Origin of the sequence: Salmonella sp. 32100201201700099SM (assembly GCF_017572645.1) — a bacterium.
GTDB classification, from domain to species: Bacteria; Pseudomonadota; Gammaproteobacteria; order Enterobacterales; family Enterobacteriaceae; genus Salmonella; species Salmonella enterica.
In genome coordinates this window covers 60,522-79,101 of record NZ_JAGERQ010000002.1, presented here as the reverse complement: position 1 = coordinate 79,101, position 18,580 = coordinate 60,522, and the positions used below count along the sequence as shown (strand labels likewise).

At 44.3% G+C, this 18,580-nt stretch carries 5 protein-coding genes; all 5 read right to left on the bottom strand.

The genetic code is table 11. The features are described 5' to 3' along the window. Positions 1-23: 23 nt before the first annotated feature. Genes J4685_RS03720 through siiA form a run of 5 tightly spaced genes read right to left on the bottom strand, consistent with a single transcriptional unit; the run spans position 24 to position 18,323 of the window. Positions 24-13,706 (bottom strand): Ig-like domain-containing protein, encoded by a 13,683-nt coding sequence (locus tag J4685_RS03720; protein ID WP_000527199.1) that lies wholly within the window; start codon positions 13,704-13,706, stop codon positions 24-26. A gap of 16 nt (positions 13,707-13,722) precedes the next feature. Then, the gene (siiD, locus tag J4685_RS03715) at positions 13,723-15,000 is read right to left on the bottom strand and encodes an SPI-4 type I secretion system protein SiiD (protein ID WP_001081935.1); all 1,278 of its coding nucleotides are present in this window, start codon (positions 14,998-15,000) and stop codon (positions 13,723-13,725) included. Beyond that, complete coding sequence (siiC, locus tag J4685_RS03710; protein WP_001670706.1) at positions 14,997-16,316, bottom strand: SPI-4 type I secretion system protein SiiC; 1,320 nt, start codon at positions 16,314-16,316, stop codon at positions 14,997-14,999. Before siiC ends, siiD begins: the two co-directional genes overlap by 4 nt. Next, complete coding sequence (locus tag J4685_RS03705) at positions 16,306-17,694, bottom strand: MotA/TolQ/ExbB proton channel family protein (RefSeq protein ID WP_000875202.1); 1,389 nt, start codon at positions 17,692-17,694, stop codon at positions 16,306-16,308. The genes siiC and J4685_RS03705 overlap by 11 nt, the downstream gene beginning before the upstream one ends. Continuing rightward, the gene (gene siiA / locus J4685_RS03700; RefSeq protein ID WP_000389228.1) at positions 17,691-18,323 is read right to left on the bottom strand and encodes an SPI-4 type I secretion system auxiliary protein SiiA; all 633 of its coding nucleotides are present in this window, start codon (positions 18,321-18,323) and stop codon (positions 17,691-17,693) included. The genes J4685_RS03705 and siiA overlap by 4 nt, the downstream gene beginning before the upstream one ends. Positions 18,324-18,580: the final 257 nt, after the last annotated feature.

Genomic DNA, 18,580 nt, shown 5'->3' with positions numbered 1-18,580 from the left:
CCAAAGGTGAGGGGCCTCCGTTATTATGCGTGTTCTTCTTGATTATCTACAGGTAGCGTAACTTCATTAACGGCGAAAACATCAATAGCGCCGTTATTGTTGTGCCCTACAGAACTCGTGGAAGGGGAATCATTAATATCATCCTCGGTCTTTCCTCTTGCATTCATTGCGTTCACAATATCCGCCGAGGAGTGATCGACTGAGAATGTTTTTTCCTTAATCAGGAAATCATCGTCCTTATCAATGAATTTCACGTCCATAGTATATTCACCATCTTCTAAAGATAGCGGAACTTCGAATATTGCTTTCTGGTTAGTTATCGGCAGAGTAAACTCTTCTCCTTCAAACATAACACTGACATTAACAATATTCTCAGGTACTGATATTTCAAAAGAAGGTGTCTGACTAATTGAACGATCTATTTCATCCCCAGAGTTAGCGTTTAACAATGTAATACTATAGGCCGTCTCCTTCACCACGCTTTCTTCCGCCGCAGACGGCACTGTACGAAGATGCGTATCGCTTTCGGCATTCACTGTTTCAGACTCCGGTGGAGTAACCGCTGTTGGCGTGGCGTCATCGCTCGCATCGTCATGCTGGCTATCCGCTGTTACCGTCACCGTTGAGTCAACCGTCACCGCTAGCGAAGCAGATTGCTGTGAGTTCCCCGCGCGATCCACCACCGTCACGCTCAGCGTGTAGGTACCATCATTCCAGGCGGCTGGCGGCGTGAAGGTCCAGCCATCCGCGCCTTGCGTCGCCTGATAGGTGTCTGTCACGCTGTTATGCGTCACGTTTACGGTCACCCCGGTCACATCAGCATCAATATGCTGCAGCGTGAACTTAGGCTGGGTGTGATTCGTCACGTTATCGCTGTCTGAAACGCCATTGTCTTCACCTGCTGCCAACGCAATCTCCGGCACCGTCAGCGTACTGTCGATCGTAACGGTAATGGGTAACGAGTTTTTCTGATTACCCGCGGCATCGCTTGCGATTACCGATATCGTATAGGAACCATCAGCTAACGGTGTACCTGGCGTAAAGAACCAAACGCCATCGGCATTTTTTTCAGCATTATATACTGTCCCATTGATATCGACCTGAACGACCACAACATCGCTTTCCAGATTCCCGATAATAAAGGTAGGTTGCTTATCGCGCGTAATATTATCGCCCACCGTACCACTGTCTGAGTCTGGAGATAATGAAATAACGGGAACCTCTTTCATGATATCGAGAGGGACATCATCACTCCGGTTACCAATCGCATCCACACTCGTAATGGTAAACTTCCCTTCCGATGGATACGGGATCGCCATACTCCATTTACCATTATCAGGAACGGTTAACGTATAAGTATTCCCATTACTATCGGTTATTATTAGCTGAGATTTGGCTTCCGCCGTTCCCTGCATAATAATTAGATCGTTGACAATGTCTGAATAAGTTACGACCGGAGCGTTTGGCGGCGTTCGATCAATAAATATTTCATGTACCTCTTCCTTACGGTTGCCTGCGTTATCCTCAATACTCAAAGTGATATCGTATTTCCCTTCCGGAAGCTGATCGGTCGATAATTCCCACTGCCCATTAGCCGCAACGACAGCGGTTGCCAGCGTGACCCCTGCCACGATTAATGATACCGTAGCGCCAATTTCCCCCATACCTCTCATGGTAATAGTGGAGCTATTACTCCACCAGTCCGTTTTCGATGATGATTTATTGTCATCAAGCTCGCTGGTAAATACCTGGATATGCGTATCGACCCAAATGGAATACTTTTCCTGATTTACGTTACCAGCACGGTCCGTAGATTTAACAGTGATATCCAGTTGGCCTTCTGTGAAATAAAGCGGGTTCACCGGCATCTGCCAGTGGCCTTTTTCATTAACCCAAACTTCCCCCACATTTAAGCCATTAATGATGATTTCTATTTTGCTATTGGGCTCGGCACTGCCACTAAACAATAAGTTACGCGTCGTGTCCGTTATATATATTTTGCCATCACTACCGGTCATCTCTGCTAACGTTTGTCCACCGATAGAATCAATGGCGACAGGCGTCGTATTAAAGGTATCGATAGTAAAGTTTAGCGTTTTCGAGGTAGCCGTGTTGCCTGCTTTATCGGTGATAACATAATAAATGCTATGGGAACCATCGCCCAACGGTGACTCAGGTCGATAAACTTGATTTCTGTCCGTCACCGTGATCGTATCGACTAACACCCCATCAATGAAAATCTGAACACTCTGGTTCATTTCTCCAAAAATACTAAACGTAGGCCGGGTCTGACTCGTTATACTATCATTACTGAAAATACCGTTATCAGAACCTGCCACCATAGCAGGATTATCGATAAACGTACTGGTATCTATCGTGACGAGTAAGCGAGGCGATTCTGCCGTATTACCTGCCGGGTCTTCGGCAACCACACGGATAGAATATTCACTATCTTTTAACGCATTATCAAACTGATAGGACCAGGTTCCATCTTCAAGCACAAGCACATTTGCCACGATCTTTTCATCCACATAAATATGGATTGTGGCTCCCGCTTCTGCGGTGCCAACTAACACAGGCTTGTTGTGATTAGTAATCAGATCGTCAAGTGAACCAGAGTTGCTCGCATCTTCAAGGTTGAGCGTTGGGAAGTCGGTTGATGAATCGACATCCACACTGTAATTCTTGCTTACTTGAGTGTTGCCAGCAACGTCAGTAATGCTGAAATGAATATTAAACGTACCATCATCTTGCAGCAGTATCGGCGCGCGCCATGAGCCATCAGCCTCAACCATAACAACGTTGACTAATTTACCATCGACAAAGATGCTGACCTGAGAACCAGCCTCCCCGACGCCTGAGACTGACAACGCCCGGTTATTAGAGAGGGCCGGTAATGAATCTTCATCAATATCAAAGACAGCAATTTGAGAATCGATTGTCACGGTCGTAATCGCAGATTCAACCCGGTTACCAGCAGTATCCGTAGCAACAAATTGCACCTGATACTCGCCGTCGGCGCTATTTGCCGGCATGGTATAGCTAATATTACCTGACGAACTCGCCTCTACTGTGCCTTGTAACACACCATTAATATAAACCTGTACCGTCGCGCCGGGATCGGTCATGGCAACCAGTACCGGAGACTTATTATTGGTAATCAGATCATATTTATCACCGCTATTAGTATCCCGACTTAATGAAATATCGCTGATTTCAATCTGCGTATCATGTTCTATCAGAATATCTTTTTGTTGGCTGTTGCCCGCTTTATCTTCCGATACCACGACAAAGGCATTACTACCTTCACGCAGATCTAATTCTGCGCTCCATCGACCATCATTGCCTACCACCAGGGTAGCAATAACCACTCCCTGCGGATTCCTGATGGTCAAAGTACTTCCGGCTTCGGCAGTACCATCGATGGTGACATGAGATTTATTGGTGATCCAGTCGCCAACTTTGCCACTGTCATCAGCTTCGCGTAATACCACGGTTAACGGCGAAATTACCGTATCCAGTATCACATTCTGCGGACCAAACTCTCTGATATTGCCGGCAACGTCTTCAACTTTAAACGTTAATTCATAATTACCGTCATTACCCAAAGCGGGTAATACTACGCCCCAGTGTCCTGCGCCTGTCGTATAAGCAATCGCTTTTTCAACGCCATTCACAAAGATAGTGATTTTGCTGTTTGGCTCACTGGTGCCGCCAATCTCCGGCGTCACCGTGTTGATATATCCGCCCTCATGCATTCCAGATATATTCCATACCAGTTCAGCAACCTCGGTATCGATAGTGACATCAACGGCGGTGGAACGCAGTTCGCTATTATCGCGAGGGTTGACGATACCCACCTGGACGACATAATGGCCATCTTTCATTTCCGATAACTGGAAAGTATATCGGCCCGCTGTATCCGCTGTCGCCTCGCCGACCTTCACGCCATCCACATAAATACTCACAATCGTATTAGGTAACGTGCTCCCAATCAGGGTCGGCGTTTTATTATTCGTCGTAAAGTCTCCTAAGGCACCACTATCGCTCTCCTCGCTGAGCTTTATGGTTGGAGGCGTGACATCAATAACAGGTATTACTACAGGAAAGTCGACCTGCGACGATTCATTACCCGCTTTATCTTTGGCAACAATGCTCACAACATAGGAGCCTGGCGCTAATACTGATGGCGGCGTCCAACTCCATTCACCATTCGCATTGGCGTTTGCCGAGCCGACCACTTTCCCATCCCACTGAATCATAATCGTCGAGAACGCTTCGGCGAGCCCTTTGAACTCAGGACGCAGGCTGGTTGCCTCATACTGATCATCAATAGATGGATCCGAAAGGCGAATGGTGGGATCGATCGTAACCGTATCGATAGTGAATCTTTCCTGCGTTTGCGCAGTATTTCCCGCGACATCTGTTGCGACGACGTTGATGGTATACATGCCATCCGGCAGTATATTCGGCGTCACACTCCAGTTGCCATCGGCGCCAACCGTAATCGTGTGTTTTAAAACCTCCCGACCTGACTTATCGTCAACAATGGTAATCACCAGTTTCGCATTGGGCTCTGCAGTACCTTCGAATTTGGGATTTTGCTTATTCGTAAGGTTATCGCTATTGGAGCTGCCGGTATCAGACGCTGGCTCCATTCTGACACTGACGCTTGTCGTGGTATCAATGGTAAAGGGCAGCTTAGTTTCAGAAGTATTTCCGGCAATATCTCTGAAGACAACAACGGCTTCATATACGCCATCGTTTAACGCAACGGGAACCTGAAATTCCCAGAGGTTATTGCCATTTGCCGTAACCGGATAAGAAACGCCGTTAATTCTGATTACAACAGTATCAATATCGGCGGGTACATTGCCAATAACGAAACGTGGTGTAGTGACACTCGTAATATTATCAACAGCGCTTTCGCCAGTATCATCCGCATCCAGCAAATCAATACTGGGATCAGAAACAATAGTGTCTATTGTGAATGATACCTCTTTGCTAATTTTATTACCTGCGATATCTTCAGCCACTATTTCTATTTTGTAAGTTCCATCCACTAACGGTGTATCAGGGGTAAACAGCCATTTATTACCTGCCCCCTGAGTCAGGGTGCTGGATTTCCCGTTTAAAATTACCGTCACGCTCTGCAACTGTTCTCTGGCTGAAATTTCAAAACGTGGAGAGGTAATATTCGTAATACCATCCGTAGAATCCTTTCCGGCGTCGTCCAGCATCACGACGCTCAGGCCGTCAATCTGCGTATCCACGGTAAAGCCCAGCGTGGAATTTGCCGTATTCCCTGCCCGATCCGTCGCCTGGACATGGAGAGTATAATGACCATCAGACAATGCGCTACCTGCAGTAAATTGCCACTGCCCGGCCGCATTTTTACTGATGGGCGTCCAGTTTACGCCATCGAAAGAAACCAGCACCGATGTCACATCATCAGGCGTTGCAATTTCAAAAGAGGGACGGGTAGCATTGGTGACATTATCGTGATCGTTGACGCCGCTATCTGTTGTTAACGTAACACTGTCAATCTGAACCTGCGTGTCGATTTCAATCTGCAGTTCGGCCGATGTTTTGGTATTACCAGCAATATCCGTTACGGTAACAGAGATCGTATGCTGACCGTCAGACAGCGGTTGATCCGGCGTAAAGGTTAAATTCCCCCCTTTGTTTTCAATGGTGTAATCCCGACCATCAAGATGAACCACAATGTGTGATACATCATTATCGACATTACCGATAATAAACACCGGTTTGTTAATCCTGGTAAGATTATCATTAGTATCATCACCAGTATCATGGGTGGGATCGAGTACAATTGTCGGCTCTCGCAGAGTCGTATCAATCGTAAACTGCAGCGTTTCTTGCGCAACGTTGCCGGCGATATCAGTCACATCAACCAAGAGAGTGTGTTGCCCATCAGGTAATGCCGAACCGACATTAAATATCCAGCGACCATCCCCTCCTTTTGTGAGTTCAATCCAATTAGCGGCGTTATCGATTTTAACGCGCACATGGGTAATATCATCAGCGGTAACAATACTAAACTGCGGCTTGTCGACTTTGGTAATGTTATCTACATCGCTATCACCGCTATCTGTAACCAACGTGACGCTTTCAATTTCAGCCGTCGTATCTATCACAACAGGTAATGGTTTCGATGTCGCGGTATTTCCGGCCTTATCTTCAACCGTAACGGTAATATTATAAGAACCATCCGGAATGGCATTGCCTGGTGTAAATTGCCAACCAGCCCCAACCTTAGTCGCGTTATAATCATGACCATCAATCGTCACCACGACTTTGATAACATCGGGGTCAACATTACCAATCGTAAAGGTGGGTCGTGAAATATTAGTAATATTATCGGCTGTATTCGCTCCGGTATCTTGTCCTGCGTCTAAAGCAATAGTCGGAACCTGTATATTAGTATCGATATTAAATACTAAATCTTTATTCGCAATATTACCTGCCTCATCCGTGGCCTCTACGCGAAGGGTATATGTGCCGTCAACCAGAGTATTCGGGCTGTCAAAAATCCACTGTCCGTCGGCATTTTTGCGTATCACATTCCAGTTAGCGCCACCATCCAGGGTTACGCGTACCTGGACGACATCACCGGGAACGTCAATTCTGAATGACGGTTTGGCAACATTCGTTAATTGATCATTCTGCACGCCAGTATCATTAAGCAATACGATATTGTTAATGGTTGTCGTGGTATCAATACGTACCTCTAACGGCGCAGATTCTTTTACATTCCCCGCCAGATCTTCCACCACAACGGCTAACTGATATGAGCCATCAGCCCAGCTCGCAGAAGGCGTAAAGCGCCATTGACCATTGGTGAATACCGCCGCTTCCTCGTGCGTTTTACCGTTGTAAGTTACTTTGACCATCACGCGCGTAACGTCAGAATCAATCTGGCGTATGTCGAACACAGGCCGATCGTGATTGGTGAGGCGATCGCCAACAGTACCGCTATCTTCGCCGGCCGCCAGCTCAATCACCGGCGTAGTCAACGTACCGTCTATCGTCACCTTTAAAGGCGCGGATGTTTGCTGATTACCGGCCACATCTGTTACCGTCACGGTGAATGTGTAGCTACCGTCCGCCAAAGCAGAATCCGGTCGATAGCGCCAGCCGTCGGCTGATTCGGTGAGTACCACCGTTTTAAACGTGCCGTTATGCTCAATACTCAATTCCACGTGTCGAACATCTTTATCGATACTCCCCAACACAAATACCGGCTGAGTGACGCTGGTCAGATTATCGTTCTTATTCTGTCCGGTATCCTGATCGGGCGCTAGCTCAATGGTTGGCGTCAACAACGTGATGTCGATAGTGAAATCGAGCGTCCCCGTCATCTTATTACCCGCACCGTCAGTCACTTCCACGATCAGGGTATGCTGTCCCTCTGGCATATCCGTCGGCCAGGTGTAATCCCAAATGCCAGCCGTCGAACTCTTGATTGCAGTAACCCAGGTCGTGCCGCCGTCAATACTCAGAAGAACCTTTTCCACATCATCCGGTACCGAGATCTGGAACTGCGGACGCACATGTTTTGTCACATTATCGCCAGGGACGCCGCTATCGTTGACTAATTCAATATGATCAATGGCTATTTGCGTATCCACTGTCACCGTCAGCGGCGTAGACGGACGCGTATTTCCCGCCCGATCCTCCACTGTCACCGTCAGCGTATAATCACCGTCGCCCCACGGCGCTGGCGGTGTAAAGCTCCATCCTCCAGCCCCCTGTGTCGCGGTAAACGAGGTTGTCGTTCCATTATGCGTGACGCTGACTGTAACGTTGATAACATCCGAATCGATATTCTGCAGAATAAAAGTCGGCCGGGTGCGATTGGTCATATCATCGCCAGGCGTACCGGTATCATCCGTGCTATCCAGCGCAATGGTCGGCGTCGACAACCGGGTGTCGATGAAAAATTCAAGCGTTTGCGTCGCCGTATTGCCCGCTCTGTCGGTGACCATGACGGTTAGGGTGTGTTTTCCATCGCCCATATCCGTTGGCCAGGTATAGCCCCAGACGCCTTCGATACCCTGCGTCGCGCTCACCCAGTTTGCGCCCCCATCAATGCTCAGTTGCACAGAATTCACATCCGCCGGCACCGTGATCTCAAACTGCGGACGGGTGCTATTAGTTAGATTGTCATCAGGTACGCCATGATCATTGACCAATGTAATATCAGTAATGCTGGTTTGCGTGTCCACCGTCACCACCAGCGGCGTGGACTGACGAACGTTTCCTGCGTTATCCGTTACCTCTACCGTCAGCGTATAGCTACCGTCCGCCCAGTCAGCATCTGGCGTAAAGCGCCACTGTCCTCCAACCTGGGTTAGTGTCACTTCCTGGCTATTGCCGCCCTGTGTGATCCGCAAAATGACCGAGTGCGCATCGGCGTCAATATTGCCAATGGTAAAGCCCGGTCTTTTGACGCTCGTAATATGATCGCCAATGGCGCCTGTATCGTCCCTGCTGTCCATAGCGATGGTAGGCGTTGACAGCCGGGTATCAATGGTAAAATCGAGCGTCTGCGTCGTCTTATTTCCCGCCTTATCGGTCGCTTCTACCGTCAGGGTATGTAGCCCGTCGGTCACATCTTTCGGCCAGGTGTAATCCCAGATCCCTGCCGTGCCCTGTGTTGCACGAACCCACGTATTACCGCCGTCGATACTCAGACGTACCTCGTTGACATCCCCTGGCACCGTGACGCGGAAGTGTGGACGAACGTCATTGGTCAGGTTGTCGCCGGGAATACCGTTATCATTAACCAGTTCAATAACATCGATGGTGATTTGGGTATCAACCGTGACCGTCAGCGGCGCTGAGTATTTTACGTTCCCCGCATCATCCTCCACCCTCACCGTCAGCGTATAGTCGCCATCTGCCCATGTGCCGGTCGGTGTCACGCTCCAGATGCCGGTCGCGCCTTTGGTGGCCGTCAGCACTTCTTTCGTGCCGCCATGCAGCACCTCAACCGTGACATACCGCGCGTCTACGTCAATATTGCCCAGTAAAAACGTCGGCTTATTTACGTTGGTCAGGTTATCGCCTTTTGTTCCGCTGTCGTCCGTGTTGTCCAGCACGATAGTCGGTTCTGACAGTAGGGTATCAATGATGAAGTCCAGTTGCTGCGTCGTCTGGTTTCCCGCCTTGTCGGTCGCCTCCACTGTCAGGGTATGCTTCCCCTCTCCCACATCAGCCAGCCAGGTATAATCCCAGACGCCCGGCGTCGCGCTCTGGGTAGCGTTGAACCACGTCTTGCCGCCGTCAATGCTCAGGCGCACCACGTTGACATCCGTCGGTACCGTCACCTGGAAGTGCGGACGCACGTTATTAGTCAGATTATCGTCGGGAATACCGCTGTCATTGACCAGTTCAATGTTATTAATGGCGATTTGCGTGTCCACCGTCACCGTCAGCGATGCAGAATGACTGGTGTTCCCCGCTTTATCTTCGACTGACACACTCAGGGTATAATCCCCATCCGCCCACGCCCCTGTCGGCGTAAAGGTCCATCCGCCTGTGCCTTTCGTGGCGTCAAATGTGGTGGTGACGCCGCCATGCTCCACGCTGACCGTAACGCGAACGGCATCATCATCAATATGCTGCAGGGCAAATGTCGGCTGGGTGCGATTCGTCATGTTATCGCCCTGGACACCGGTATCGTCCGCGCTATTCAGTACGATGACCGGCACTGACAGCGTGGTATCCACCGCGAAATCGATGGTCTTCGTCACTGTATTGCCTGCTTTATCAGTCGCTTCCACCGTTAGCGTGTATTGACCATCTGCCAGGTCTGTCGGCCAGATATACTCCCAGCTTCCTGCCACGCCCGGGGTTGCCTGAACCCACGAATTACCACCGTCAATGCTCAGACGGACTTCATTGACATCCGTAGGTACCGTCACACGAAAGTGGGGACGGTCGTCGTTGGTCATATTATCGCCTTTCACGCCGCTATCGTTGACCAGTTCCACCCCATCAATGGCGATTTGGGTATCGATAACGACCGTCAGCGGCGCTGAATAGCTGGTATTTCCTGCCTTATCTTCTACTTTCACCGTTAACGTGTAGCTGCCATCCGCCCACGTATTCCCTGGTGTAAATAACCAACTACCATTGAGGTGGGAAAGTTCGATCTCTTCGCTCACGCCATTGTGCATCACCTGTACGACGACCCGATGCGCATCGGCATCAACACCGGAAATAGCAAAACCTGGCTTATTGATATTGGTCAGGTTATCGCCTGTCACCCCCGTATCATCCTTAGAAAGCAGGGAAATCACCGGCGTTGATACTGTGGTATCGATAGTAAAATCGAATACCGCGCTGTTCGCTTTATTACCCGCAATGTCCTCAACCTTGACATAAACCTGATGCAAGCCTTCCGTTAAATCTGAAGTAAAGGTATAGGCCCATGAACCATCAGGTTGTTGCGTGGCAACACCGATCTGCGTATCAGACATGGCATCCCATACCTGAACACTGATAATGTCCGGATCAATATCTTTTAGGTGCAAGGTAGGTTTAACGATATTCGTTAAATTATCATCTGCAATTCCCGAATCTGAATCCGGGCTCAATGAAACTATCGGTATTGAAATAGCAGTATCGACGCTAATTAAGAAAGGATCCGAATGGGCAATGTTGCCAGCGATATCTTCAACTGAAGCGGTTATTCTATGATCGCCATCAACCAAACCTTGATCGGCTTTCAGGGTATACTCCCATCTGCCATTTTTATTTGTTCTGACCTCAGCGATCAGTGCGCCATCAACATAGAGTTTAACCGTTGAATAGGGTGCAGCGGTCCCTGTCAGTGCAGGATTCTTTTCATTAATAATATGGTCTGTATTATCAACCCCCGTATCGTTGACCAACTCTATTGTTGGTTTTTGCGTTTGCGTTACGATTTGGAAATTATACGCTGATGAGGAGGCAGTATTACCGGCAATATCTTCTACTTTTACCGTTACGTCATGCGAGCCATCGGATAACGCTGTGGTAAATTGAAAATTCCATACACCATCATCGCCAGCAATAGCCTCACCACTTAACACACCGTCAACATAGATGGAAACCTTAGCATTAGCTTCAGCCATCCCGGTAAACAACGGCGTATTAATTTTAGTAATCATATCGCCTTTAACGCCAGAGTCAGCGCTATCATGCAACATAACAGTAGGGATCGGCGTAAAGCTATCAATGGTAAGCTGATAATCTACAGATGACGTTCTTCCTAAAGGATCGATGGATTCAACCGTAATCTTATAAACATTGTCAGACAGATTTCGGGAAATATCAAAATTCCAGTTACCGTCTGCATCCGCAGTCGTCACGCCTATCGTTTTACCATCAATAAGGATATTTACGGTAGCAAACCTATCCGCTGTTCCCAGTAATGTCAGAGCATTATGTTTATTGGTAATCCAGTCGCCTTTTGCACCGGAATCATCACTGGCATCGAGTTCCGCTTTTGGAGGTACAACTTCAGTTTGAATAGTAAAAGAATATTTAACAGTAGAGGATTTATTACCGGCGGCATCCTGAGAAATGATTTCAATATCATAGGCGCCCTGAAGAAATTTATTACTAAACTGATAATTCCAGGTCCCGTTTGAGTCAACCTCAATGCTGTCATATAATTTACCATCTCGCATCAATAAGATGGTAAACTTTGGCTCTGCCGTACCGACTAAAGCCGGTAAATCATTCCCTGATAAAATTATACCATTCGGTAAAACAACAAAATCCTCCAAAGAAACCGTCGGAGGTACAGGGGCAACAGTATCGATAACGTAACTAAAGGAAAAATCCTTTTTGTTGCCAGCGACATCTTCAACAGTGAACGTAAGATTGTTAACCCCTTCCACTGAGTCTGAAGTGAAATTGAACGTCCATTCGCCCTTGTCATTCGCTTTAAAAATAACCTCTTCGCCAGTCTCACTATTTATGACACTGATAATAGCATTTGGCTCAGTTTTACCTGTAAAGGTTGGGCGAGTATTGTTAGTAACGTTATCTCCAACAATACCGCTATCATCAGTCGTTTCAATCTCAGCGCTGAAATAGCTGATACGGGTATCAATAGTAAAAGGCAGATTTGCCGTCGCAGAGGTATGCCCGGCAATATCAGTAGCGGTTGCTGTTATATTGTATTCGCCATCCTTGAGCGGCGTAGTAAGCGTATAGCTCCATGTCCCATCTTTAGCAACAATGACCTCACCAAGATGTTTAAGCCCAAGATAAATAGAGACTGTAGAACCAGGTTCCGCCACACCAATAAATGTTGGCAGAGTGCTATTTGTAATGTTGTCATTTTTAATGCCGGAATCACTACTATCATCCAGCTCAATCGTCGGCTTTTCCGGAGAAATGGTGTCGGTTATGATACTATCCGTCGTTTCGTTTTTATTACCTGCTTTATCCACGGCAACGACTTTTATACTATTTTCGCCCTCAGATAATTCATTATCTTTAAATTCATAACTCCAGTTTCCATCTTTATCGACATCAACGCTGGCAACCAGTTTATTATCTACATAAATGTCAACCTTAGCATTCTCTTCCGCCGTACCAACAATTGAAGGCGTCAAGGTCGGCGTTAAGCCCTTATGACCGGACACACTACTTTCAGGCGAAAGTTCAAATGTTGGCTTATCGGTAACGGAATCGATAGTAATGACAAGTTTGGCGCTACCGCTTCCATCAGCAGTCTTGGCCTCTGCCTCCAGATTGTATGTTCCATCAGTCAATGTTTCAGGCGCTGTGAAGGTGAAGTTACCCAAACTATCCGCTACAGCCTGACCGACAGCAATACCATTAATTTTAATAATAACCGTGGCATTGGGAGCAGTGCTACCTACAAACTGAGGTTTGGTAAAATTAGTTATACTATCATCTTTGCTACCGCTGTTACTCTCGGCCGCAAGCGCTAATGTGACTTTAAGCGGCTCTTTAACAGACTCGGCATCGAGCTTATTTTCCTCATTTTTACTGCTATTACTTTTGCCAGTACTGGTATTTTTATTAATAGGTTGAGGAAGAACTTTTTCAGCATCGTTCTGTTTAGAAGCCTGCGTTGCTTTAGCCTGTGTATTTTGCTGGGAAGCATCGCTTTGCTGAGCCAGATTGTCTTTTGCTACATTGTCAGCCAAAAAGTTCTGCAGCATTTCTTCAATTTGCTTTGACGAGTTCTGTACTTCAAACGCTTCATTGAGCGCTTTTTCTGCTGCCTCCTTAGCTTTCTCTGCTTCTTCCTTCGCCTTATCAGCTTCTTTCTTTGCGTTTTCAGCCTCGTCAAGCTGCTTTTTTAATTCCTCTTCTTCCTTCTTATTTCGTCGTTTGCCATTACCTTTCTTTTCTACCTGAGCAGAATCAACCAATGAGCTGTCAATTCTCTCCAGTTGAATATCTTTTAAATCTACGCTGCCCAGAATTTTAGCGCCGGTAATAGTCTTATCTTTAAATTTAACAGCGAGGTTATTGCCTTTGATACTTGAATAAAGAGCGCCATTGACAATGATCACTGACCCATGCGGCGTGGTAATGTTCATGTCTGGCCCGGAAAGAGAAACTTTTGCGCCTTTGGCATTACCCAAAGAAGATAAATCAATTACAGAATTTTGATCGGCAAAAAACTTTTGTATGCTTTTATTTCCCATAATATTATATTCACTCTCAAGGTGTATCTAATCGTTTAGTATTAACTGGTTCTGAAAAGGCTTTGTCCACGCCTTTCATCAAAGGAGATAACAGGTATTCCATAATGCTGTGTTTTCCGGTAATTACACTGGCGTCAACAGTCATACCTGGTTTTAACCACCGTAAATCATCTTCATTAACATCGAATGCAATAATTACTTTATAATAACGCTGAATTGTTCCTCCGGTATTTTCCTCATAAGAGTCAGGGCTAATATTATCGATAGTCGCATTATACGATTTTATCTTTGGTTGAATAATTGACTGGACATCTAGCTTAACGGCTTCATCTACATATATTTGGTCACGGTATTTTGGTAGTATTTTCACATCGGCCAGCATAGTCCTTACTTTTGGTTTTATTTCAAAAAGTAAGTCCGCCGCCTGAATCACACCACCATGAGTAGTGGCACTTTTATTGATTTTATAAATTACACCGTCAACCGGTGAATAGATATCCTCCTCATTTATCTGCTTCTCTATTACTTTTAATGTAGAGTTAACAACCTCAAGTTCCTGAAGATTTTTAGATATTATTTTAGATAAAGATAATCGCAATTCATTATTAAGCGCCTCAATATCATTAACAACCAGCTCAATATCATCTTTTTTTAAAGTGATGCTACTTTCAATATCATTAATTTCAGACTTAACTTTTATATACGCCTGTTTCTTGTTAAGAAAATTGGTATATGGGCTAATTCCTTTTTTTACCAGTGGGGAAAGAATATTTATTTCTTCGGCAAGCAATGCGAGTTCTTTTTCTTTCGAACTCAGCTTCTCTTGTAATCCGCTAATCTCAGAATCAAGAGAGGTTTTTTTTAACTCTTTAGCTCTTATCTGACTATGCACTAATTCAATATTCGCTTTTACCTCTTTATTACTTAAAGAACGGGTGCCATCCAGGGTAATCAATCCACTCTCATTTTCTTTATCAAGAATGAAAGATATTTCGTTAACATCTTTATCCAGATACCCTTTTTGAGTTCTATACCTTTGATATTCTTTTTGCAGATCAAGGTTAACGACCTTTGCAAGGAGTTCTCCTTTTTTTACAGTATCACCCTCGGCCACATAAATATCTTGTATCGTCCCTCCTTTAGAAAGAGATATTAACTGAGCATTATCTTTAGTGGTGATAACGCCCTGACCATGAACCACTGAATTAATTTCTATAAAGTAGGTAAGGATAATAATTAAGATCGTCAAAGAAATAATTATCATCATGAGATGATCGCTTTGTCTTCTATTCATTTCATTACATTTAACTCACTTTCAGTATTTCCTTTTAAATAATCCATTAAATGAAAAATCAATGAGAGTTGCTGTAACTTTAAAATATACAGGCTATATTTGCTGTCGATCATGCTTACATATGCCTGAAATGCTTCATTACGGCTTGAAATTAAATCAAGCAAACTTTTTTGCCCTAACTGAAACTCCTGCTCATATAATTCAGTAAGCTGTAACGCGTTTGTATGTGAACGTTCCGCCACTGAGTAAGTCTCTTTTGCAGCGGCGTATCTTGAAAGTTGTGAATCAATGTTATAACGCGTTTTAATCAAAAAATCGTCAATTTGCAGCTTAGCCTGCGAGTAACTTGCCACCATTTTTCTTTCCTGGGCTGAATTTCTGAACCCATTAAAAATGTTGAAACTGACATTGATACCTGTTTTAAATTCATCTTCATAATCACTTTTTTTGGCACTACCGCTCGGATTATTCTGTACATAGCTGGACACGAGATCTACAGTCGGAAAATAGGATGATTTTGCGGCATTAATATCTTCGGTCGCGGCTTTTCGGGTATTGACAAGCATCTTATAGTCATCGTTGTATTTCATCACCATGTCCATAAGTTTTTCAGGACTTTCGACAAAGATATATTTTTTGAAGAGGTTGAATTTTTCATCGCTTTGAATCTGATCTGGTGACAAATTCAGACCAGTCATATTCTGCATTTTATACATTTCATCATCTAACATCGACTGATACATAATGCTTCTGGTATTTAATGCATCGATAGATACTTGTACTTTACGCATATCAGATTGCATAGCTACACCGGAAGATACCAGCAGCGAAAAAGTTTCCAGCATCTTTTTATAAAACTCTTTCTCCAGATTTACGCCATCAATCATTTCACGATATTTACTGATGTTGTAATAGGTTGTCACAACCTCCTGAGACACTATATTCTTTGTTTTTTCATAGTCAGTTTTACTATTATCTCTTTCATATTCAGATTTCCTGATATTAGCCCCCCTCACTCCAAAATCCGTTATTCGGTATGATAAGGACACCTTATTTTCAACGTTTCTCTCGGTACCTGACGACTCCTTTCTGTTATTATTAAGGCCAGATGTTAGATCCAGGGTAGGATAAAGTGCTGCCCGTGAAAGATCTAAGTCACTGTTTTTCTTTTCAGTCTCATAATATGAAACAGCAACAGAGGGCTGATGCGTTAATGCGGCATTAACTAAATCTCTTAGAGGAATGACCGGAAGCTCGCTGGCGTATGTGCTTTGTGTAATAAAAGCAGTCGTCAGAAAAAACATCTTAATCTTCATTTTTTTCCTCCTTGTTTAACAAACGTTGCTTTACTATTTCCTGATGCATAGATGTTATTTTTTCCATTAATGGCATATAGGTATCACGGTAGCTAACCATTTCAGCACTAATCTCTTTAGTATTGGCAATAATCTTTTTATCAGTAGCCGATAGATCGGATAGCGCTAAATGAACATTATTCATATCCTCATCCATTTCTTTTCTCAGCCCATCGAGAGTATGAGAAATATCGGCACTGCCAGCGGCAATATCGTTTATGGTCTTACCATGTGAAAGAGATTCCTGATAACATTTATCAACTGATGCCATTATTGAATCATTCTTTTTATCTATAATATTTTGTATTGTACTCATTGCCTCCAGTCGTGCATTATTATCAGCAAGCAGGATATTACCTTCAGATAAACGAGAGGTAATTGTTATTACACCGTCAGATAATTTTTTGAGATTTTCGTTACTGCTTACCAGATAACCATCAATCAGCGTAGAAATTTGTTCCAGTTTTGCTGAGTTATCCAATAGTCGGTTTTGCAAAGTGACAAAGCTATCTGATAGCATCTCTCGTTTCTTTTCTTCATCCTGCGTCCGTAAGTTTTCAACTGTCAGGTAGTTATCAAAAAACGCTTTAAACAACTCTTTAAATTCTACAAGCGTCTCTGATTCAACCCGCAGGCTTCGCTGTTTATTATTGGATCTGTTGCTTATGATTTTTAATTTTTTGATTTCCGTAGAAACAAGGGAATAGGAGCTGCGAACAAAAACACTTTGTGAGGTCAGGAGTATGGCGCAAACAACACCATAGATAGAAGATACAAATGCGGTATTCATCCCTTTCAATGGTTCAGAAAGCGACGCTACCATTGTCACGATCATATTGAGTGTATTACTTGCATTATCACCGCCAACATCTGATGGCGAGCTCAATAAGTTCCCGATTGAACCAATCGTAATAGACAGACCCGCAAACGTCCCCAACAGGCCAACAAGCGTCGACACATTGCTACAGCTCATAATAAATGACAATCGTTGGTTACGGGCGGTAGACACATTGTCATCTAATTCCATCAGTAAATTGAAATCACACTGTTTGGGTTCCCCGGCAAACAAAACCTGATTGAGGTTAGAAAGAATGCTATTTTTTCTACTGGCGTCCTGAGCTATTAATATGTCTTTTGCTGAAATATTTTTAAGAATAGTGAATAATGCACACAAAGAACCTGTAATATAAATGGCAATAATGACTCCATTGTAAATTGCAGAAACCATGAAGTTATCAAAAACATACTCTCTTATACCGGGAAAAGATAAAGCGAAAAAAGGGAGTATGGCAAGGAAAAAACAGACAAGCAAATAGCGGTAATGATTTATGTATTTCACTCTGACATCTTTTTATTAATAGTCGTGATAATAGCTTTACTCGTTGTACTTGATGCTGCGGAGTTAACACTCATGTCAATAACTACATCAGGATATATTTTCTTGATCTCTTTCATTAAAATAATTCCCCGTTCATATCCCAGTCGTAAAGAGTCAGAGAAAGAGATGTCTGCCTGAGGAATAACCATTTCTATCAATAAATTACTATTAGTTTTGTCTTCTAACCAAGCCTCTATTTTATGAGTATCCTCTTCTGAAAAGCTTCTCAGCCTGCCATGATACGTAATAACAAGCTCATTTTTTGTAGACGTTATATCAGTTTTCTGACCATCGGCGATATCGTATACTCCAACCTCCTTACCTGACATTGTAGTCATTCCGTCCGACACATCTTGGGTATTCACTTCCTTATTAACTATTTCATTAGCATTTGAATTGTCATTGGCTCCGTTATTTTGAGCAGTAGATTTAGTCTTATTCTCTATATTTGCTTTATAAACTTTAATTGAGTTGTCATACATAATAATCATATTATTAAGTGCAAACACCAACATAAGAAATATAAAAATGCACAATACCGTAGAGAATGTATCAACAAAACTAGGCCACGGATTACTTTCGTCTTCCATGTTGTCTCCTGATATTACATTGTGAATAAAATGTTTTTGTGGATTAGAAAGGATAAAGGATGCTCAACTTATTCAGAAAGTGAACGCTACCGCCCTTGGCTTCCTGCTACCAATACGCTTTATAGAGTTCAGTTTTCTTACATCTCGTAATCAGAAAAATAAAAACAACGACGCCATTTTTATGCGCCCACAACAAAGATGAGTGCTTTAATTAAAAACACTCTTCATTTTTTTAATTAGGTAGAAATCAATTATTG